At 73.8% G+C, this 18042-nt stretch carries 9 protein-coding genes; 3 read left to right on the top strand and 6 right to left on the bottom strand.

The features are described 5' to 3' along the window. Positions 1 to 28 precede the first annotated feature (28 nt). The 3 genes from GTY67_RS00905 to GTY67_RS00895 form a co-directional block, all read right to left on the bottom strand. Complete coding sequence (locus tag GTY67_RS00905) at positions 29 to 1663, bottom strand: (2,3-dihydroxybenzoyl)adenylate synthase (protein WP_093694341.1); 1635 nt, start codon at positions 1661 to 1663, stop codon at positions 29 to 31. Next, positions 1660 to 2865, bottom strand: a complete 1206-nt coding sequence (dhbC, locus tag GTY67_RS00900) for an isochorismate synthase DhbC (protein WP_161277430.1) — start codon at positions 2863 to 2865, stop codon at positions 1660 to 1662. Before dhbC ends, GTY67_RS00905 begins: the two co-directional genes overlap by 4 nt. A 96-nt stretch (positions 2866 to 2961) precedes the next feature. After that, a complete protein-coding gene (locus GTY67_RS00895; protein WP_161277429.1) occupies positions 2962 to 3792 on the bottom strand; it encodes a 2,3-dihydro-2,3-dihydroxybenzoate dehydrogenase in 831 nt (276 codons plus the stop codon). A 102-nt stretch (positions 3793 to 3894) separates the two neighbouring features. Here GTY67_RS00895 and fhuB point away from each other — a divergent pair, with 102 nt between their 5' ends. Both fhuB and fes read left to right on the top strand, forming a co-directional pair. Then, on the top strand, positions 3895 to 6240 hold the full coding sequence (gene fhuB / locus GTY67_RS00890; RefSeq protein ID WP_202461279.1) for a Fe(3+)-hydroxamate ABC transporter permease FhuB: 2346 nt from the start codon (positions 3895 to 3897) through the stop codon (positions 6238 to 6240). A 14-nt stretch (positions 6241 to 6254) separates the two neighbouring features. Beyond that, entirely contained in the window at positions 6255 to 7529 is a 1275-nt protein-coding gene (gene fes / locus GTY67_RS00885) for an enterochelin esterase (RefSeq protein WP_161277428.1), read from the top strand. A gap of 153 nt (positions 7530 to 7682) precedes the next feature. Here fes and GTY67_RS00880 read toward each other — a convergent pair whose 3' ends face one another. The 3 genes from GTY67_RS00880 to GTY67_RS00870 are packed head-to-tail and all read right to left on the bottom strand — an operon-like array spanning position 7683 to position 16656. Continuing rightward, positions 7683 to 9146 carry a DHA2 family efflux MFS transporter permease subunit gene (locus GTY67_RS00880; RefSeq protein WP_161277427.1) on the bottom strand — a complete coding sequence of 488 codons (1464 nt, stop codon included), beginning with the start codon at positions 9144 to 9146 and terminating at the stop codon, positions 7683 to 7685. Beyond that, entirely contained in the window at positions 9143 to 9340 is a 198-nt protein-coding gene (locus GTY67_RS00875) for an MbtH family protein (protein ID WP_161277426.1), read from the bottom strand. The genes GTY67_RS00880 and GTY67_RS00875 overlap by 4 nt, the downstream gene beginning before the upstream one ends. Positions 9341 to 9345: 5 nt before the next feature. Next, the gene (locus GTY67_RS00870) at positions 9346 to 16656 is read right to left on the bottom strand and encodes a non-ribosomal peptide synthetase (protein ID WP_161277425.1); all 7311 of its coding nucleotides are present in this window, start codon (positions 16654 to 16656) and stop codon (positions 9346 to 9348) included. 137 nt (positions 16657 to 16793) lie between these two features. On the opposite strand from GTY67_RS00870, the gene GTY67_RS00865 reads away from it, so the two are divergent. After that, positions 16794 to 18002 carry an amidohydrolase gene (locus GTY67_RS00865; protein WP_161277424.1) on the top strand — a complete coding sequence of 403 codons (1209 nt, stop codon included), beginning with the start codon at positions 16794 to 16796 and terminating at the stop codon, positions 18000 to 18002. Positions 18003 to 18042 lie beyond the last annotated feature (40 nt).

Below are 18042 nucleotides of genomic sequence, written 5' to 3'. Positions count from 1 at the left end.
AGAGGTGCGGGGATGTGCGGAGGAGGCGTCAGGGGGCGGGGACGGCGGTGCGGGCGGCCGCGTTGCGCAGGTCCTTCTTGGAGACCTTGCCGACCCCGGTCTGCGGGAACGCGTCCACGAACTCGACCCGGTCCGGCACCTTGTAGGCGGCCAGGCCCCGTTCGCGTACGAAGCGTTTGATCGCCACGGCCTTCAGCGGGCCGGCGCCCGAGCGCAGGATCACATACGCGCAGACGCGTTCACCCAGATACGGGTCCGGCTCGGCCACCACGTTGGCGTCGTGCACGGCCGGGTGGGCGAGGATGTGGTTCTCCACCTCCTCGGCGGCGACCTTCTCACCGCCCCGGTTGATCTGGTCCTTGGCGCGCCCCTCCACGACGATGTGCCCGCTCTCCGTCACCCGGACGACGTCGCCGGTGCGGTAGAAGCCGTCCTCGGTGAAGGAACGGGCGTTGTGCTCGGGTGCGTTCCAGTAGCCGCGGATCGTGTACGGGCCCCGGGTCAGCAGGTGGCCCGTCCCGCCCGGCGCCACCTCGCGGTCCTCGTCGTCGACGACCAGGATCTCGTCGTCCGGGGAGATGGGGCGGCCCTGCGTGGTGACGATGGTCTCCACCGGGTCGTCCAGCCGCGTGTAGTTGACCAGCCCCTCCGCCATCCCGAACACCTGCTGGAGCGTGCAGCCGAGCGCGGGACGCACCCGGCGCGCCGCCTCCTCGCTGAACTTGGCGCCGCCCACGAGCAGTACGTCCAGAGTGCTGAGGTCGTGCGCGGAGCCGGGCGCGGCCTCGGTCCACAGCAGGGCCAGCGGCGGCACCAGCCCGGTGATGGTCACGCCCTCGCTCTCGATGAGCGGGAAGGCCACCTCGGGGGAGGGCTGCGGGCACAGCACCACGCGCCCGCCGGCGTACAGCGTGCCGAGCGAACCGGGGGAGGAGAGCGGGAAGTTGTGGGCGGCGGGCAGCGCGACCAGGTAGACGCTGTTCTCGTCGACCCCGCAGATCTCGTTGGAGCCCCACAGCGAGTAGATGTAGTCGTCGTGGGTGCGCGGGATCAGTTTCGGTACGCCGGTGCTGCCGCCGGAGAGCTGGAGGAAGGCCAGGTCGTCCGGGCGCGGCCCGCCGTAGCCGACCGGCTCCTCGGCCACCTCGGCCAGCGCCTCGAACTCGCCCGGGTCGCCTTGGGCGACGAACACATGCTTCAGCGTGGGCACTTGGGCGCGGGTCTTCGCCGCCAGCTCCCGGTAGTCGTAGCCGCCGTGCTCGGCCGCGACGACATAGGCGACCGCCTCGGTGAACTCGCAGAAGTAGGCGATTTCGGTCTCGCGGTGGGCGGGCAGCGCGAAGACGGGCAGCGCGCCGATCCGGAACAGCGCGAAGATCACCTCGAAGAACTCGGCGATGTTGGGGAGTTGGACCACCACGTTGTCGCCCTTGGCGATGCCCCGGGCGAGGAAGCCCGCGGCCAGCCGGTCGGCGCGCCGGTCGAGATCGGCGTAGCTCCACCGGCTCCCGGCCACCGGGTCGACGATCGCGATCCGGTCCGGGTGCTCCTCCGCGCGCTGCCGCAGCATCTCGCCGAAGGTCTCCCCGCGCCACCAGCCGGCCGCCCGGTACCTCTCGGCGAACTCGGCGGGCCAGGTGGGAGCGGCTTGCGTACCACTCACAGCTCGGCTCCCACGGCGCTCAGGAAGGTGCGGAACTTGGCGCCGGTCTCGGCGGTCTCCGCCTCGGGCTCGGAGGCGGCGACGATGCCCGCGCCCGCGTAGAGGCGCAGCGTGCGCTCCTCGGCCTCGGCGCAGCGGATGGTGACGACCCATTCCCCGTCGCCGTCGGCGTTCCCCCACCCGACGACACCGGTGAAGAAGCCGCGGTCGAACGGCTCGGTCTCCGCGATGACCTGACGGGCCGTCTGCGTCGGCGTGCCGCACACGGCGGGCGTCGGGTGCAGCGCCATCGCCAGGTCCAGCGCCGAGGTGCCGGGGGAGGTGAGGGTGCCGGTGACCGTGGTGGACAGGTGCCACATGGTGGCGGTACGGATCAGCGTCGGCCGGGCCGGGACGGTCATCCCGGTGCAGTGCGGGGCGAGCGCCTGGTGGACGGCGTCCACGACGACGGCGTGCTCGTGGAGGTCCTTGACGGACTCCAGCAGTGTCGCGGCGCGGCGGACGTCCTCGGCGAGGTCGTCGCTGCGCGGGGTGGACCCGGCGAGCGGGTTGGCCACGACCTGGTCGCCGTGGCGGGAGACGAGCAGCTCGGGGCTGGCGCCGATCAGGGTGCTCGCGGGGCCGGTCGGCAGCGCGAAGGTGTAGCCGGAGGGGTCGCGGCGGGCCAGGCGCTGGAGCATCGCGGGCAGGTCCAGCGGGGCGCCGGAGGTGAGTTCCAGGGTGCGGGCCAGTACCACCTTGCTGAACTCGCCGCGCCACATGCGGGCCACGGCTGCGGCGACGCCCTCCCCGTACACCTCGGGCGCGGGTACCGGCCGGATCTGCCAGTCGGCGGTGGCGGAGGGCCCGGCGGGCAGGGCGATGAGCGGGTCCGAGGCGAGCGGCGCGGCGGTGCGCACCGAGGCCGGGACGGCGAGTGCGGCCGGTGCCGTGTGGTCGAACGGGATGGCGCCGATCACCACGGGCGCCTCCTGTCCGGCGGCGACGGCCTCGGCCAGGGTGGTGTTCACCCGCTCGGTCAAGGGTCTCTCGTCGTGCGGGACTTGGCGTCCCGCTCCGCGTGCGAGCAGGGTGCGCCCGGGCGTCGCGAGGAAGTGGTCGCCCGGTGCGTAGGCGTCCAGGAGCGAGGTGGCCGCTCCTACGGCGGGGTGGGCCGGATCGGCCGGGGGGACGTGCGTGGCGACCTGGGATGCCGTCGACACGGGGACTCCATTCTCGATGGTCCCGTCAGCGCGTGCGGGTGCGGGGGGCTGGCTGGGAAGGTGAAGGGTTGCGGAGGGAACGTGCGGGGCCGCCGGTCAGCGCAGGGTCGCGCCGCCGTCGACGTACAGCTCCTGGAGCGTGATGTGGCGCGCGCGGTCCGAGGCGAGGAACGCCACCGCGTCGGCGATGTCGGCGGGTTGGGCGATCCGGCCGAGCGGAATGCCGGTGCGGTACGTCGACGGGTCGCCGTCGATCACCCGCGCCTCGGCGCCCGGGTCGGTCCACAGCGCCCGCTGCATGGCGGTGTCGGTGGAGCCGGGGGCGACGACGTTGCAGCGTACGCCGCTGCGGGCGAGTTCGAGGCCCAGACACCTGGTGAACATGGCGGCGGCGGCCTTGGACGCGGCGTAGGCGGCCATGCCGGTGCGCGGGATCCCGGCGGCGTTGGAGCCGACGGTGACGATGCAGCCGGTCTTCCGGGCTGCCATCAGGGGGGCGACGGCCTGGGAGACCTGGAAGACACCGGTGGTGTTCACCGCGAAGGTGTCCGCCCAGTCCTGCGCGGAGAGCGTGGTCGCCGGGCCGGTACGGAGGATGCCCGCGACGTTCACCAGGATGTCCACCGGGCCCAGTTCGCGTTCGACGCGGGCCACGGTGTTCTCCACGGCGACGCGGTCGGTGACGTCCATCACATACTGTTCCAGGCGGCCCGCGGAGCGCTCGCCCGCCGGCAGTTTCTCCTGCCGTCGGGGCCAGTCGGCGGCCAGCGCCTCGATGCTGTGGCTCGCGCGGTCGGTGGCGGCGACCTGGGCGCCGAGGTCGGCGAGCAGTTCGGCGACAGCGGCTCCGATGCCTTGTCCGGCGCCGGTCACCAGGGCCGTGCGGCCCTCGAACTCGCCACTTCTGCCCGGTATGTGCTCAGGCATGACACTACCTCCCCCTGCTTGTTAGGTAAGGGTAACCTAAATTGATTCGACCGCCCAGAAGGGTGTTGAGCCGTCGATATGCGGTTAGGTTAGCCTCACCTTATGCAAACGCCGCGCACGGGGACCACGGCCTCGGCCCCCGAACATGACTCCTCGACCGCCCAGTTGGACGGAGGGGAGAGCGAACGGAGGGTGACGAGACCGCCCGCCGCAGCGGAGGAATCCGGCTCCAGACCCGGTCCCGTACCCGGTACGGAGATATCCCCGGGTACGGAGGCGGCCTCGGGCGCGCCCTCGAAGGGCGGCCGCACCGTGGCGCTCGCCGTCGCCGGTCTCACCGCCGCCGTCCTGCTGCTCAGCGGCCTCTCCCTCTCCATCGGCGCGGGCGAGGTCGGCGCCGGCGGAGTGGTCGACTATCTGCTCAACCGGGACGGGGCCCGTGACAACGCCCGCCTCGCCCTCGTCGTCGGCGACCTGCGTCTCCCGCGCACCCTCACCGCGCTGCTCGTCGGCGCCGCCCTCGGTGTGGCCGGGTGCCTCCTCCAGGCGGTCACCCGCAATCCGCTCGCCGAGACCGGTCTGCTCGGCGTCAACGCGGGCGCCTCCCTCGGTGTCGTCGCGGGCATCGCGCTGCTCGGCTTCGATTCCGGTTACGCCTACCTGGTCTGCGCGTTCGTCGGCGCGGTGGTCGCCAGCGGTCTGGTCCTCCTCATCTCCGGACGGCGCGGCGGCGGCTCTCCCATGCGGCTGGTGCTCGCCGGTGCGGCGCTCGGCGCCACCTTCGGCGGGCTCACCAGCGTCATCGTTGTCAACTCCGCCGAGACCTACGACCGGTTCCGCTTCTGGGTCCTCGGCTCCCTCGCCGGGGTCGAGGGCTTCGGCGAACTCGGCCGCCTGGCCCCCGTCCTCGCCGTCGGCTTCCTCGTCGCCCTGCTGGTCGCCCGCCCGCTCTCCGCCCTCGCGCTCGGCGACGACCTGGCCCGCAGCCTCGGCCACCGGCCGCCCGTCATCCGTACGGTCGTCGCCGTCGGCGTCACCCTCCTCACCGCCTCCGCCGTCGCGCTCGCCGGGCCCATCTCCTTCCTCGGCCTCCTCGCCGGATTCCTCGCGCGCGCCATCGCGGGCACCCGGCTGGCCGCCCGCCTGCTGCTCGCCGGACTCATCGGCGCCTGCGTCCTGGCGATCTCGGACGTGGCCGCCCGCGTGGTCTCCCGGCCCTTCGAGGCCCCCGTCTCCGTGATCGTGGCCCTCATCGGCGCCCCCGTCCTCATCGCCATCGTCCGCTCCAAGCAGCTGGCGTCGATGGGCATGACGGAACCGGCCACCGAGGAGCGCGCGCCCGACCGCCCGCGCCGCTTCAAGCTCACCCTGCCGCGCCCCAAGTCCCGTACGCCCAAGGCCGTACGCGTCCGGCCGCCCGACACCCTCGTCGTCCGCCGCGGCCCGGTCTCCCTGCTGGTCACCCGGCGTGCCGCCCTCGCCGCCATCGCGCTCGCCGCGGCCCTCCTGCTCGCCGTCGTCCTCTCCGCCTACGCGGGCCAGAGCGACATGGGAGTCGCCCGCACCTCCCGCGCGGTCCTCGGCCAGGGCGACCGCTTCGACGTCCTGCTCGTCCAGAACTTCCGTCTCGGCCGCATCGTCGCCGGACTCACGGCGGGCGCGGCCCTCGGCCTCGCGGGCTGCCTCACCCAGACCCTGGCCCGCAACCGCCTCGCCACTCCCGAACTCCTCGGTGTCAACGACGGGGCCACCGCCGCCGTCCTGCTCTCCGTCACCCTCAGCGCCACCGGAACGTTCGGCGCCTGGTGGGCCGGACCGATCGGCGCCCTGGTCGCCGTCATCGTCGTGACCACCGTCTCCGGCGGCCTCGGCCAGCGCGGCTACCGCGTCCTCGTCGTCGGCCTCGCCATGTCCGCCCTGGCCTCCGCCATCACCCAGGTCGTCCTGTCCCGCCGGTCCCTGAGCTCCGCCGGCTCGCTGTACGTATGGACCTCCGGCAGCCTCAACGGGCGCAGCTACTCCGTCGCCGTACCCGTCCTCATCGGCCTCGCGGTCCTGGTCCCCATGAGCCTCGCCGTCGCCCGCCACCTGGGCGTCCTGCGCTTCGACGACGCCACCGCCTCCTCCCTCGGCTCCGCCCCCGGCCGGTTCCGCGCCCTGGCCCTGCTGCTCGCCGTCGGCCTCGCGGGTCTCGCGGTCGGCATCTGCGGACCGGTCGGCTTCGTGGCGCTCGCCTCACCCGTCATCGCCTCCCGGCTCGCCGGCCCCCTGCGGGTCCCGCTGGTCGGATCGATGCTCACCGGCGCCGTCCTCGTCGTCGCCGCCGACACCCTCGGCCGGATCGTCTTCGACGGCGTCGAACTCCCCGTCGGCATCGTCACCACCGTCCTCGGCGGCCCGTTCCTGCTCTGGGTCCTCCTCGGCCGCTCCGCCGCCACCCGCGTCTGAAAGGCGGCCCGCACATGACCTACCCTCCCCGCCACAACCCGCCCGCCCCGCCTGCGGGAGCGACCCGAACCGAGGTGACAGCCGTGCGAAGCCCCCTGCTGCGTACGCTCCTTGAGGCTGTACGGGCGGGCAAGCCCGGCGCCGAGGAGGCGTTCTGGCAGTACGTGGCCGCCACCGGCGCCCCCCTCGTCGAACCCGACCCCGAGGGCGACCCCGGCCACCGCCTGGTCACCTTCGTCCGCCGCGAGGACCCGGCCCGCCCCGCCACCCACGTCCTGGCCCTGGTCCACACGGTCACCGACAAGGACCGGCACGCCGGAGACCTCGCCCCGCACCTGATGGAACGGGTCGAGGGCACCGGGGTCTGGGCCATCAGCCACCGGCTGCGCACCGACCACCGCGCCTCGTACCAGTTCCATGCCACCTGCGGCACCCGCGAGGACGCCCTGCGCGCCGACCGCCCCGCCTGGCTCCGGGTCCTCGACCACGCGGAGCCCGACCCGCTCAACACCGAGGCCCCGCTGCCCTCCCGCGACGGCCGCAACCCCGCCTCCGTACTCGAACTCCCCGAAGCCCCCGACCAGTCACGCACCCGGCGCCGCGACGACGTGGCCCGGGGCGAGACCGTCGACACCGAGGTGGACGGCCGCCGGATCACGGTCCACCTCCCGCCGGGACACCGCCGGGGCGGCGGCCCGTACGCGCTCGCCGTGCTCCTGGACGGCGAGATGTGGGGGCCGGTCCTCGGCGTCGGCGACATCTTCGACAACCTGCACGCCGACGGCGAACTCCCGCCCACCGTCGCGGTCCTGGTCGACACCATGGGCCGCCGCATGCAGGACCTCGCGTGCAGCGCCCCGTTCGTCGACTGGCTCGCCGACACCCTGCTGCCCTGGACCGAGCAGGAGTACGGGGCCGGGGCCGACGCGGCCCGTACGGTCGTCGCGGGCCAGAGCGCGGGCGGTCTCACCGCCGCCTTCGCCGCCTTCCGGCGGCCCGACCGCTTCGGCCTCGCCCTCTCCCAGTCCGGCTCCTTCTGGTGGCCCGACGACGACCGCGACGGCGAATGGCTCACCGGCCAGTACGCGTGGGCGGAACGCAGGCCGGTCACCCTCCACCTGGAGGTCGGCCGGCAGGAGTGGATGCTGCTGGAGGAGAACCGCCGCTTCCGGAACATCCTGCGGGCCCGCGGATACGACGTGCGCTACCGGGAGTTCAACGGCGGCCACGACTACGCCTGTTGGCGCGGAGGCCTTGCGGACGGGCTGGCGGGGCTACTGGGCCCGTAGCGCGTCCCCGCCCCCTGGCGCATCACAAAGGGGCGGGGCGGCATCCCCCCTCCGGATGCCGCCCCGCCCCTTCGCCGTGCCTGCTCGGCCCCTGAGGAGCCGTGCCCGCTCAGCCCTAGGACCTCGCGCTCTCAGCCCTAGGGCCTCGCGCTCTCAGCCCTTGACGGCCGGAGCCTCGTCCGCCGCCAGGCCTTCGCCCGGCGGCGGCGCGTCCTCGTCGCCGAAGGGCGGCGGCTGCGGAGCCTGACGCGGCAGCCGCAGCGCGATCAGCGCCCCGGCCGCCACAAGCGCCGCCGTCACCCACACCGCCGTACGGTACGGGCCGGGGTCGGCGGCGGCCTCCGTCACGTGGCCGCCCCCGATCACCGCCGCACAGGCGGCGATGCCCAGCGCCCCGCCGAGCGTGCGGACGATCTGGAACAGGCCCATCGCCTGGCCCATGTCCGCGGGCCCGATCGACTCGAACCCGGAGATCTGCACGGTGAGCACCGCCGTACCCAGCACCAGACCGATCAGGAACATCAGCCCGCGCACGCTCCACGCGTTCTCCGCCACACCCGGGACCGCCAGGGTCGCGAAGACCGCCGCCGCGACCAGCAGCGCCGGCACGGTCAGCAGCCGGGGACCGAGCCGGGGCAGCAGCCGGTCCACCACCTGCGAGGCCAGCATCAGCCCCACCGCCTCCGGGAAGACGCTCAGCCCGGCATCAAGCGCCGACGCGCCCAGGCTCGCCTGGTAGAGCAGCGGAAAGACGAACAGCACGCCCATCAGCCCGGCCGCCGTGACCCCGGCCAGCGCGGACGCCGACCCGTAGACCCGGTCGGCGAGCAGCCGCAGCTTCAGCAACGGCGTCTTCGCCCGCACCTGGTGCAGCACCGCCGCCACCAGCAGGACGGAGCCCAGGGCCGCGCTGACGGCGACGGCGGGCCGGGTCCAGCCCTGCGAGGGGCCGAAGCCGAGCGCGTACGTCAGCAGACCCAGCGCCGGAGTGGCCAGCCAGAAGCCGACCGTGTCGAACTTCCCTTCCGGGCCCTCGACATGCTCGCGCAGGCCGAAGACGCCCAGCAGCACCGCCGCCGTACCGATCGGCACGTTGACGAAGAACAGCCAGTGCCAGGAGAGGTGTTCGGTGAGCAGGCCGCCCAGCGGCGGACCGAGCGCGGGCATCAGAGCTGTCGGCACGATCAGCACCTTGGCCAGCTTCATCCGCTCGTGCGGCGGGAACGCCCGGAACAGCAGCGTCATCCCGACCGGCGTCAACAGCCCGCCCGCCAGGCCCTGTACGGCCCGCGCGACCACCAGCGTGTTCAGGTCCGGCGCCAGACCGCAGACCGCCGAGGCGAGAGTGAACGCGGTCAGCGCGCCGAGGAACACCCGCTTCGTCCCGAACCGGTCGCCCAGCCACCCCGCCACCGGCAGCCCCACCGCGAGCGCCACCAGGAAGGCCGTCTCGACGGTGTTGGCAGCGGACAGAGGGCGGCCGAAGTCACCCGCGATGGTGTAGAGCGCGGGGTTCACGATCGTCGAGTCCAGGCCGTTCATGCACATCGCGGCCGTGTAGACGAGGACGACGGCGACCCGGGGACGTATCCGTGGCCGGATCAGCAGCCCGCTCACCGGGCGGCGAGGGGGCCGGACCAATGGGCGCCGATCCGGTCCAGCGCCTCCTGGCGGGCGCACGGGCCGTGAGCCGTCGACCAGCCCACGGGCACCGGAGCGAAGAGCGGCCACAGCGAGTGCTGCCCCTCGTCGTTGGTCAGGACGAGGAACTCCCCGTCCGTATCGAAGGGGTTGGCGGGTGCGTCACTCATCGGTGTCACTTCTCCAGCTCGGTGAGTCGGTCGGCGACCACGCGGGCGATGTGCGCGATCGGTTCGGGCAGGGTCATGTCCTTGTGCGAGCAGGCGACGTTCGTGTTGTCGATGCGCCCGCTCACGTACGGCGTCCAGGTCTCGGGCGTCAGGGTGTCGTCGATGGTGTCCACCGTGGCCCGGAAGAACAGCACATCGCCCTCGAACACCCGGTGGTCGTAGGCCCGTACGAGGTCGTTGGTGTTGAGGTACACCTCGCCGAGCGCCTCGATCTTCGCGGCGGAGAGCGCGGCGAGCGGTGAGCCCTCGCGGCGCAGGACCTCCACCACGTTCGCCGTCGTCAGCTCCTTGTCGCCGAGGCTCTCGGGGCCGTAACCGCCCATGGTGAGCAGCGATTCGAGCGCCTCGGCCCGGTCGGGCACCGGCAGACCGCGGAAGCCCTCGGCGGGGTACGCGTCGAGGATCGCCAGCAACTCGACCTCGTGGCCCCCCTCTTGGAGGACCGCCGCGATCGCGTGGGCGATGATGCCGCCGGTCGACCAGCCGAGCAGCCGGTAGGGCCCCTCCGGCTGGACCTCGCGGATGCGGGAGGCGTAGTGGGCGGCCAGCTCCTCCAGCGTGGTCGGCAACGGCTCGTGCGCCGTCGCCTCACCGACGCCCTGGGCCTGGAGCCCGTAGATCGGCACATCGGCCGGGAGGTGCCGGATCAGCCCCGCGTAGCACCAGCTCAGACCGCCGGCCGGGTGCACACAGTGGACGGGGGAGCGGTCGCCGGCGCGGGCGGGCCGCAGCGGCAGCAGCACATCCAGCGGGTCCTCCTCGCGCGAGACGTCCAGCGCCGTGTCCAGCGCGGCGGGCGTCGGCGCCTGGAAGACCGTGCCGATCGACACCTCGATGCCGAACGCGGACTTGATCCGCCCCGCCAGGCGCACCGCGAGCAGCGAATGGCCGCCCAGGTCGAAGAAGTTGTCCTCCACCCCGGCCGACGGCAGCCCCAGCACCTCCGCGAAGATGGAGCAGAGCTGCTCCTCGCGCACGGTGCGTGGCGCCCGCCCCCCACCGCTCACCGGAGCGCCCGGCGCGGGCAGCGCCTTGCGGTCCAGCTTGCCGTTGCCGGTCAGCGGCAGCCGGTCCAGCACCACCACGGCCGAGGGCACCATGTGCACCGGCAGCGTGGCGGCGGCATGCTCGCGCAGTTCCCCCGGGACCGGGTCGGCGCCGGGCGCCGGAACCACGTACCCGACCAGCCGCTTGTCGCCGGGCACATCCTCACGCACGACGACCGCCACATCGGCGACCTCCGGATGCGCCGCCAACACGGCCTCGATCTCGCCGAGTTCGATACGGAACCCGCGGATCTTCACCTGCTGGTCGCCACGCCCGAAGTATTCGAGAGCCCCGTCGGTACGCCGCCGGGCGAGGTCACCCGAGCGGTACATCCGGGTCCCGCTCTCCCCGAAGAGATGGGCGAACGGGTCGGCGACGAAACGCCCCGCCGTCAGGTCGGGCCGCCCCAGATAGCCGAGGGCCACACCCTGACCGGCGACGTACATCTCGCCGGTCACCCCGGGCGGCACCGGCTGGAGCCGGTCGTCCAGCACATAGACGCGCAGGTCGGGGATGTTGACCCCGATGGTGCTGGAGACGGCGGAGGCGGCCGTCGCCCGGTCCAGCGCCAGATAGGAGACATGGACCGTGGTCTCGGTGATGCCGTACATGTTGACCAGCGTCGGCGCGTTCTCGCCGTGGCGGGTGTACCAGTCCGCCAGCCGCCCGAGCTCCAGCGCCTCACCGCCGAACACCACATACCGCAGCGCCAGGTTGTGCCCCGGGGCCTCCCGGTCGGCGGCGGCCAGCTGGTAGAACGCGGACGGCGTCTGGTTGAGAACGGTCACCTGCTCGTCGGCCAACAGCCGCAGGAAAGCCTGCGGGTCACGGCTCGTCAGATGCGGGACGACGACGACCTTGCCGCCGTACAGCAGCGCGCCCCACAGCTCCCACACCGAGAAGTCGAAGGCGTAGGAGTGGAACAGCGTCCACACGTCGTCCGGACCGAACGCGAACCAGTGCTCGGTCGCCGTCATCAGCCGCGTCACATTGTGCTGCGTGACGACAACTCCCTTGGGACGCCCGGTGGATCCCGAGGTGTAGATGACGTACGCCGGGTCCTGCGGACTCAGCGGCCGCGTCCGGTCGGACTGGCTCAGCGGCCCGTCCGGGTGATCCGCCGCCTCGTCCACCGTGATCAGCGGCAGCTCGTGCGCGGGCAGCCGGTCCGCCGTCGCCGCGTCCGTGATCAGCGCGGCCGGACGGGCGTCCTCCAGCATGTACGCCAGCCGGTCCGCCGGGTAGTCCGGGTCCATCGGCAGATACGCGGCGCCCGACAGCGACACCGCGAGCAGCCCGGCGACCAGGTCCAGCGAACGCGGCAGCGCGAGCGCCACGATGGAGCCGGGTCCGATGCCCCGGGCCGCGAGCAGCCGCGCCAACGACTGCGCACGGGAGGAGAGCCGGGCGTACGTCAGTGACTCGCCCGCACAGCTCACGGCCACGCGCTCCGGGTGACGGCGCGCCGCCACCTCGTAGACCTCCGCGAGCGTGAGCGGCACCGGGCGGTCGGCGGGCACGCCGTTGGCCTCGACCAGGGCGCGGTGCACCTCGTCCGCACCGAGCACGGGCAGCAGACCCACGGGGGTCTCGGGCTCCCTGGCCGCAGCGGTCAGCAGCCGGGCCAGCCGGTCCGCGAGGGCCTGGGCGGTGGCCCGGTCGAAGAGGTCCGTGCGGAACTCCAGGAACCCGGCGATCCCCCCGTCGGCCAGCTCGCCCGCGTTGAGGGTCAGGTCGAACTTGGCGGTGCCCGACGGTACGGCGGCGAGCCGCGCGGTGGCGTCCGGACCGAAGGCTGCGGGCCCGTCCGCGATCGACTGCCAGGCCAGCATCACCTGGAACAGCGGGTGCCGGGCCAGCGAGCGCGGCGGGTTCAGCGCCTCGACCAGGTGGTCGAAGGGCAGAGCGTCGTGCTCGTACGCGGCGAGCGTCGTCGCCCGCACCCGGTCCAGCAGAGCGCCGAAGCCGGGGTCGCCGGAGGTGTCGGTGCGCAGGACCACGGTGTTGGTGAAGAAGCCGACGAGCCCGGCCGTGGTGTCGTCGTCGCGGCCGGCCACGGGGGTGCCGAGCGGGATGTCGGTGCCGCAGCCGTGCCGGGTGAGGAGGGCGGCGAGGCCCGCCTGCACGGTCATGAAGACCGTCGCGCCGTGCGACCGGGCCAGCCGGCGCAGCGCCTCGTGGGTGGCCGCGTCCAGGGCGAACGGCACGGTGTCACCGGCCGAGGTGGCGACGGGCGGGCGGGGCCGGTCGGTGGGCAGCTCCAGCTGGTCCGGCAGCCCGGCCAGCGCCTCGCGCCAGTGGGCGAGCTGGGTCTCGGCGAGCGCGGTCGGCTCGGCGGGGGTGCCCAGGACCTCCTGGAGCCGGGCGGCGTGGTCGACGTACTGGCCGGTGAGGGGCGTGAACTCGGGGGCGCGGCCGGCGAGGCGGGCGGTGTAGGCCGTGGCCAGGTCGCGGGCCAGCGGAGTGGTGGACGCGCCGTCGCCCGCGATGTGGTGGAGCAGGAGGAGCAGGGTGTGGTGGTCCGGGGAGTCGCTGAACAGGACCGTGCGCAGGGGCGGCTCGGCGGCCAGGTCGAAGCAGTACCGCACGGCCTCGGTGAGGTCGCTGCCGGGCTCCGCGAGACGCAGCACCGGACGGGCCGCCTCATGGCCCGGAGGAAGAATGACCTGGTGAGGGGTGTCGTCCCCGGCGGCCCCGGAGGCGTTGTCAGTGGGCGGATATACCGTTCTCAGTGTCTCGTGACGGTCCACCAGATCGTGCAGGGCGAGCTGGAGCGCGTCCCGGTCGAGGGGGCCGTTGACGCTGAGGACGAGCGGGATGTTGTAGGTCGGGCTGGGGCCTTCGAGGCGGTGGAGGAACCAGAGGCGCTGCTGGGCCGGAGAGAGAGGGAGGGGACCGGTGCGGGGGAGCGGGGAGAGCGGTACGGACGCGGTGGCCGCGCCGCTGCGGGTGCGGACCTGCGCGGCGATGGCGGCCGCGGTGGAGTGGCGGAAGACGTCGGCGATGGAGAACGGGACGCCGAAGTGCTCGCGGACGCGGGCGGCCAGCCGGGCGGCGAGCAGGGAGTGCCCGCCGAGGTCGAGGAAGCCCGCCTCGGCGGCCGGGGGCTCCGCGATACCGAGCACGTCGGCGTAGAGCCCCCGCACGATCTCGGTGTGCGGGCCGCTCTCACCGACGACCTCCGCCCCGATGGCGGGGGCGAGTGGTTCGGGGTCGGGCAGCGCTCGGTGGTCCAGCTTGTCGTTGGCGGTACGGGGGAGGGCGTCCAGCAGCGTCACGGTCGCGGGGACCATGTGCTCGGGCAGGGCGGCGGCCAGGTGGTCCCGGAGGGCGTTGGGGGTGGGGGGCGCCGTGTCGCCCTTCTCCGGGACGGCGTAGGCGAGGAGGCGCTTGCCGTGACCGGTCTCCCGGGCGATGACGGCGGCCGCCGCGACCTGGGGGTGGGCGGCCAGCCGTGCTTGGATCTCCCCGAGTTCGATGCGGAAGCCGCGGATCTTCACCTGGTCGTCGCTGCGGCCCAGGAACTCCAGCGTGTGGTCCTCGCGGCGGCGCACCAGGTCCCCGGTGCGGTACATCCGGCCCCCGGGGGTGCCGTGCAGCTCACCGAACGGGTCGGCGACGAACCGCTCGGCCGTCAGGTCGGGGCGGCCGAGGTAGCCCAGGGCCAGGCAGGGCCCGGCGACGTACAGCTCACCGGTCACCCCGGCGGGCACGGGACGCAGGGAGGAGTCCAGGACATGGACCCGCGATCCCCGCACGGGTCTGCCCTCGGGCAGCTCGGCGGAGACCCCGGGGAGCCAGTAGTAGGCGTCGACGGTCGTCTCGGTCGGCCCGTAGAGGTTGACCGGGTGCACGCCCTCGGTGGCGGTCAGCCGCTCCCACAGGGCCGGGGGCACGGTCTCGCCGCCGACGACGACATGGGCGGGGTGGTGGCGCCCCTCGTCCAGCAGGCCTTCGGCGATGAGCGCTTCGGCGTAGGAAGGGGTGACGTCGAGATAGTCGACACGGTGGCTGTCGACGTACGCGGACAGGACCGCGGGGTCCCGGTAGGCGGCGTCGTCCAGCAGATGCAGCTCATGGCCGTGGACCATCCACAGCAGCGGGTCCCAGGAGGCGTCGAAGGCGAACGAGGCGCTGTGTGCGACCCGGAGCCGCTCCCGGCCGGTGCGGGCGACGGCCGGGGCGATGTGGTCGGCGAGGTGGCCCGCGCCGAGATTGGCCAGCGAGGCATGGCTGACGAGGACGCCCTTGGGGCGCCCGGTGGAACCGGAGGTGTGGATGAGATAGGCGGGCTCACCGAGGGAGGGTCCGGTGGGGAGCGGCCCGTCGGGGCAGGCGGCGAGGGCGTCGGCCGTCGCGGGTTCGTCGAGTGCGACGGTGGCGAGGCCGTGCGGCGGCAACGCGGCCAGCGTCGTCGCCGTGCCGATGACGCAGAGCGGCCGGGCGTCCTCCAGGACGGCCAGCGTCCGGGCGGCGGGGTGGCCGAGGTCCAGCGGCTGGCAGACCAGGCCCGCTTTGAGCACGGCGAGCAGGGCCACCACCATGTCGGCGGTCCGGGGCAGGGCGAGCGCCACCGTGCCACCGCTCTCCGCCCGGCCCCCGACCCCGGCCAGGAGGTGGGCCAGCCGGTCGGACGCGGCGTCCAGCTCGGCGAAGGTGAGGACGGCCCCGGCGCTTCCGGAGCCTTCCGCCTCCTCAGCGCCCTCCGTCGCCCCGGCGCCCCGGAACGTGCCCGCGAGGGTGGAGCGTACGGCGACGGCCCCGGGCGTCAGCGCGGCCTGAGCGGAGAACGTCTGCGGGACGGTCAGGGCGACGGCCGGCTCGGTGCGGCCCGCCGCCGCCTCGCGCACCTGGTCGTCGCTGAGCAGGTCCAGCGTGGCGACGGGCCGGTCCGGCTCCGTGAGCAGCAGCTCGGCCAGCCCGTCGAGATACCGCAGCCAGGTCTCCTCGTGGGCGGCGAGCCCCGCCTCCCCGTACGCGGCGGGGTTGGCGTCCAACGTGAGGCGCAGCCCGCCGTCCGGTCCCGGCGCCGCGCCGACCGCCAGGCTCTCCACGGGGCCCGCCGCGAGGTTGCGCACGGTGCCGGGGAGTCCGGCGAAGTCCAGGGCGGTGTCGAAGGCCTTGATGTTGACCACCGGGCCGGTCAGCGGTGCGTCCGCCGACTCCAGCGCCAGATCGCGGCGGAGGTCGGCCTGCGGGTAGCGCTGGTGGCGGCGGACCGCCCGGATCTCCAGCACCACCCGGCGCAGCAGCTCGGCCCCCGTGTCCTGCGGGCGCACGGTGATCCGCAGCGGCAGCACGTTCACCGTCATGGCGGGGGTGCGCAGGGCGGCCGGGCCGCGCCGGTTGGTCAGCGGCAGTCCCAGCACCACGTCCTCGGTCCCGGTGAGCCGGTGCAGATGTCCGGCGGTGGCTGCGACGACGAGCTCGGCCCAGGTGGCCTTCGCCGCGCGCGCCGCCCGGGAGAGCCGGTCCAGGGTGCTCGCGGGGAGATCGGTGATCCGGTGGAGGAGGCCGCCGTCGGCCGGGCCATCGGCGCGGACCGGTGCGGCCTCGGGGGAGTACCCGGCCATCCGCTCCGCCCAGAAGGCACGGTCCGCCTCGTACTCCTCACCGGACAGATACGCCGCCTCGTCGTCGGTCAGCTCGCTCAGCGGGGCGAACCGGCCCTCGGGCGCGGGCTCTTGGGCGACGGCCGCCGAGTAGAGCTCGGCGACCCGCTGTCCGATCAGCGAGAGCGCGTAGGCGTCGACGGCTATGTGGTGGACGCGCTGGTACCACCAGTGGCGGGTCTCGCCGACGCGGATCAGCGCCTGCGTCATCAGCCCGTCGGCGGAGGCGAGGTCCACCGGGCGGGCCAGGTCCTCCCGCATCCACGCCTCGGCCTGTTCCTCCGTCAGGTCCAGGCGGTGGACCACGGGTTCGGGGTGGGAGACGTGCTGCACGGGTGTGCCGTCGGCCTCGGAGACCCGTACGGCCAGTGTGTCCGCCTCGCCCACGGCCCGCCCGAGCGCCTCGGTGAACAGGTCCGCGTCGAGTGGCCCGTCGATCTCCACGCAGTCGGCCGTGTTGAGCTCCGTGCCGAGGGGCGCCAGCTGGTGGGCGTAGTAGATGCCCGCCTGGGAGGTCAGGAGGGGCAGAGCCCGGGAGGGAGGGCCACCGGGATGCGCTGCCGAAGAGCTGGTCGGGCGGTTCGGACGCTCATGCATGTGTGTGACGACTCCCCTGAAGGACAACGGACACCGGGTCACCAGACTCCCGACGCGTACTTAGGTAAGGCTAAGTTAACCTATTTCCGACAGTGCAGGCGACCGTCCCCGGACGGTCCGGAACGCCAGGAGAGCCCATGACCGTCCCCGGAACCGACCGTGCCGCCACGCAGGGCGGCGAGGTGGCCGAAGAGCGTCTCGACGCCCTGAAAGCCGCCGTCCGGGACACGGTCATGAAGAACGCCGAGGCCTTGGTCGGCCTCAGCAGACGCATCCACGCCGACCCCGAGACAGCCTTCGGGGAACACCGCTCCGCAGCGCTCTGCGCTCAACTCCTGGCCGCGCGCGGGTTCGACGTCACCGCGCCCGCCCACGGCCTGGAGACGGCGTTCCGGGCCACGATCGGCTCAGGGCCCGTCACCGTCGCGATCGCCTGCGAGTACGACGCGCTGCCGGGACTCGGCCATGCCTGCGGCCACAACCTGATCGCCGCGGCCGGGGTCGGCGCGGCGCTCGGCCTGGCCCCGTACGCGGACGAACTCGGCCTGACGGTGCGGGTCCTGGGCACACCCGCCGAGGAGCGTGGCGCGGGCAAGGCGCTGCTCCTGGAGGCCGGGGCGTTCGACGGGGTGGACGCCGCGATGATGGTCCACCCCTGCCCCTTCGAGCTGGCCGACTTCCGCTCGTTCGCCCTCGGCACCCTCGACGTCACCTACACCGGCCGCTCCGCCCACCCCAGCCTCAACCCGCACGAAGGCCGCAACGCCGCCGACGCGCTCACGGTCGCCCAGGTCGCCCTGGGGCTGCTGCGCCAGCAACTGCCGCCCCAGTGGCGGGTGCACGGCATCACGACGGCGGCCGGCACCTCGCCCAACGTGATACCCGACCGGGCCACCGCCACGTACGAGATCCGCGCGCTCGCCGCCGAGGACCTGCGGGAGCTGCGGCAGCGCGTCGAGGACTGCTTCCGGGCCGGTGCGCTCGCCACGGGGTGCGAAGTGACCCTGGAACAGCCCGAACCCGACTACCTCGACTTCCGGGGCGACGCGGAGCTGCTCCGGTTCTGGACCGCCAACGCCCGCGAGCTCGGCCGCGCCGAGTCCGTGGAGCGCCCGCCCTTCGCCTGCACGGACATGGGCAACGTCTCGCACGTGGTGCCGTCCATCCACCCGGTGCTGGACATCAGCGGGGGAGCCTGCGGGCCGCACGAGCCCGAGTTCGTCGCCGCCGCCGTCTCCCCGGCGGCCGAACAGGCCCTGCTGGACGGCGCGGTGGGCATGGCGTGGACGGCGGCGGACTTCGCGGCGGCCAGGACGGCCGCCGGAACCGCCGCCCCGGCGGACTGATCCGGCCCGCAGGCCTGCGGCCCGGCCCGGAGACTCCGGG

The sequence above is a fragment of the Streptomyces sp. SID8374 genome, assembly GCF_009865135.1.
Taxonomy (GTDB): Bacteria; Actinomycetota; Actinomycetes; order Streptomycetales; family Streptomycetaceae; genus Streptomyces.
The sequence above is the reverse complement of the archived record's forward strand: the minus strand, read 5'-3'. Positions and strand labels throughout refer to the sequence as shown.

What these genes read in the sequence shown, in the direction of transcription:
- GTY67_RS00895 (WP_161277429.1), bottom strand. Translation starts at nt 3,792, where the DNA reads ATGCCTGAGCACATACCGGGCAGAAGTGGCGAGTTCGAGGGCCGCACG.
- fhuB (WP_202461279.1), top strand. Translation starts at nt 3,895, where the DNA reads ATGCAAACGCCGCGCACGGGGACCACGGCCTCGGCCCCCGAACATGAC.
- GTY67_RS00865 (WP_161277424.1), top strand. Translation starts at nt 16,794, where the DNA reads ATGACCGTCCCCGGAACCGACCGTGCCGCCACGCAGGGCGGCGAGGTG.
- GTY67_RS00875 (WP_161277426.1), bottom strand. Translation starts at nt 9,340, where the DNA reads ATGAGTGACGCACCCGCCAACCCCTTCGATACGGACGGGGAGTTCCTC.
- fes (WP_161277428.1), top strand. Translation starts at nt 6,255, where the DNA reads ATGACCTACCCTCCCCGCCACAACCCGCCCGCCCCGCCTGCGGGAGCG.
- GTY67_RS00870 (WP_161277425.1), bottom strand. Translation starts at nt 16,656, where the DNA reads ATGCATGAGCGTCCGAACCGCCCGACCAGCTCTTCGGCAGCGCATCCC.